Annotated in this window: 3 protein-coding genes; all 3 read right to left on the bottom strand. The window is 49.4% G+C overall.

Annotated elements, in window-relative coordinates:
- Positions 1 to 89: 89 nt before the first annotated feature.
- The 3 genes from B2633_RS12770 to B2633_RS12760 all read right to left on the bottom strand — a co-directional run bounded on the left by B2633_RS12770 (position 90) and on the right by B2633_RS12760 (position 1,911).
- Complete coding sequence (locus B2633_RS12770; RefSeq protein WP_483171085.1) at positions 90 to 581, bottom strand: hypothetical protein; 492 nt, start codon at positions 579 to 581, stop codon at positions 90 to 92.
- 50 nt (positions 582 to 631) lie between these two features.
- Entirely contained in the window at positions 632 to 1,444 is an 813-nt protein-coding gene (locus B2633_RS12765; protein WP_483171084.1) for a hypothetical protein, read from the bottom strand.
- A gap of 290 nt (positions 1,445 to 1,734) precedes the next feature.
- Complete coding sequence (locus tag B2633_RS12760) at positions 1,735 to 1,911, bottom strand: hypothetical protein (protein ID WP_483171083.1); 177 nt, start codon at positions 1,909 to 1,911, stop codon at positions 1,735 to 1,737.
- Positions 1,912 to 2,391: the final 480 nt, after the last annotated feature.

Here is a 2,391-nt window from a genome sequence, read left to right as displayed (position 1 = left end):
TATACGGACGAAAATGAAAAAAATATAAAAAAGCGGCCCTGAAAGGGCCGCAAAACGAAGTCGCAATAAGGCGTTATGCAGGCGCGCCGTCAAACACGATAGCCGCGACGTGGTGGTGACTCATCACAGCCAGGTACACACAACCCGAATACGATATCATCAGCCGCCTGACCTGCTCCGGATTTCGTGGCGACGAAACCTTGTACTGGAATCAGCGGAACCTGAGCTTCATTGAAATAGTAGCAAAACCTCCAGGTCTCGCCTGGACCAAGTTCGCTCTCCGTAAATCCCATATCCGTCTTCATACCATATACCGCGAAACCATCAGGAAACCCGGGGGCGAATTGGATGAATTGTGCAATTACTGTCGGGTCGGATGTATCGAACAGGACAACATTGTTTACTACATCGGTTACGGTGAAACGAGTTAATTGCGCCAAAGTCAATTGGGGACATGTTTGGATGTCCCAATGGCTTAAAGCAGGACCTGTTTCTCCGGTGAAGGCTATATCCCAACACCAGCGGACAATTCCTCCGCCTACATCGGTAGCGCCGACGAATGTGATTGTAAAGTTTTCCACAACTACGGAGGTTCCGGGGTTACATACCATGATAACCACTCCTGTCTTTTCTATCTGATCGCATTCACAATTTCTATGCGTGCAACCGCAATATCGCCCAAGATCAAGCTCAACGCCTGACGCCGAAAGGGAGTTGAATTAAACACAAATTGCAGATTATCCGTCAATGCCGATAGTACCACCAATGTTTCCTGCACTAAGCCCATCTTCAGCAATTTGATCGCCAGAGCGACGGAATGCAGCAATTGATCCCTCAATGCCGATGGACCAATCTGGGCCCTTATTTTTCCGGCTACGATCTCCAGTGCCAAAGTAGACACCACCACGCAAATCGGCGGAGTTACTGTCGGGGCAACTGTCGGTGAGACAGTAGGCGTTGGCGTTGGAATCAGAATCTGATCTTCAAAAACAATTTTGACTGTGACTGTGAGTATGAGCGTTTCGTCGAATGTACCGGCAGCCGGATCCAGGGTCAAATACTCCTGGGCTTTTATATCATAGATTTGGCACCGCAAGCGCCTCAGGATATCCGGCTGGATCTGACTAGGCCGGCATCCTGCGACCATGGCTTCCGGGAAAGTAATATTGAAACCGTATTCCAGCGTGACCGACGGCAGTCCGGGACGATCCACGGCAATATCTTTGGAAATGAATGCGTCCGCCGTGAAAAAGAACCGGTCATTGGCTAAGTCAGTCCGCAATTTGCACTCGGTGATCGCTGCTTCCACTACCGTCCGGTCAGGATCTATCGTGCTTCCGGGCGGCAGTTCGGGCTGGATCGGCACCCCCCGCTCAATATCTCTCAGAATGATTATTTCATCACAAGCTACACGGTCAGCTTTAAAACGATCAAATAAGGCCATTTAGTCCGCACGGACTCCCTTTTTATTGCTAAACACAGATAAAAGCCTTTCAAATATCACTCTCAGTAGCTTGTGTGAACTGGCATCGCCCTGCACTGGTTTTTTACGCCCGGCAAAGTCCGGAGCAGGAACGGGATCGGGATCGGCGGGGGGGCCGATTCTGACCGTTGCCTTAACTCTGACAGGCCCGTCGGTTATTACAGGAAGTTTAAGGGATGTCATGTCACTGGCACCTCCTTCGGGATAGCCGGGGATCTGTATCCCCGGCTCCTGACACCGCTTAAACACATTTAATCAGGAAACTGTACGTTAATATCCGTACCGCTTAGGACCACGCTGTTAGCGGGCGGACACAACGCCACCATGATCTGATCAAAAACCACCAGTTTTAGTTTGACGGCCGCTTGTATTAAGATATCAAAGGTCCCGGCGACGGCGTCAAAGGTGAGTACCGGTGGAGCAACCATTGTGATATCAAAATCTGACAAAATGCGCGCCGCAGCTCATCCGGCGTTAATCCTGTCACGTCCAGCTTTGGTAAAGTGAAAGGTCCAAATGTTCTAATGAATGAAAACTCGAAATTGCGGGTTGTTCCGTCCGATAGGCTGCCGGTGAACTCGATAATGAAATTCGCCCGCAGTGTTACGGTAGGCGGGATCATGAGATTCGGGTCTCCAAAATCTACATCACAGTCCAAAATATCGATCTGGATTACCGGATTTGTCACCCCAACAAGGGTAGCGCCTCCCAAATCCAAGGGGACATCCGTTTCATTTTCTGTTATAAAAAGCCTTTGATCGTAAAGGACTCGTTCAGTTTTGATGCGCTGACACATTCCCACGGGAAAACACACCTCCTAAGTATCCTGGCTCAGTTTATTCCCGTCAATAAAACAAATAACGGGACCGGGGCACATTTAGCTTCAAGTTAATTGACATTGTAAATGC

It is taken from the genome of Syntrophomonas sp. UBA1041, from assembly GCF_002316705.1.
Lineage (GTDB): Bacteria > Bacillota > Syntrophomonadia > Syntrophomonadales > Syntrophomonadaceae > DTU019.
This window is presented reverse-complemented; position numbering and strand designations above follow the sequence as displayed.

Coding starts and splice junctions, on each gene's coding strand:
- B2633_RS12760 (WP_483171083.1), bottom strand. CDS start 1,911: ATGGTTGCTCCACCGGTACTCACCTTTGACGCCGTCGCCGGGACCTTT.
- B2633_RS12765 (WP_483171084.1), bottom strand. CDS start 1,444: ATGGCCTTATTTGATCGTTTTAAAGCTGACCGTGTAGCTTGTGATGAA.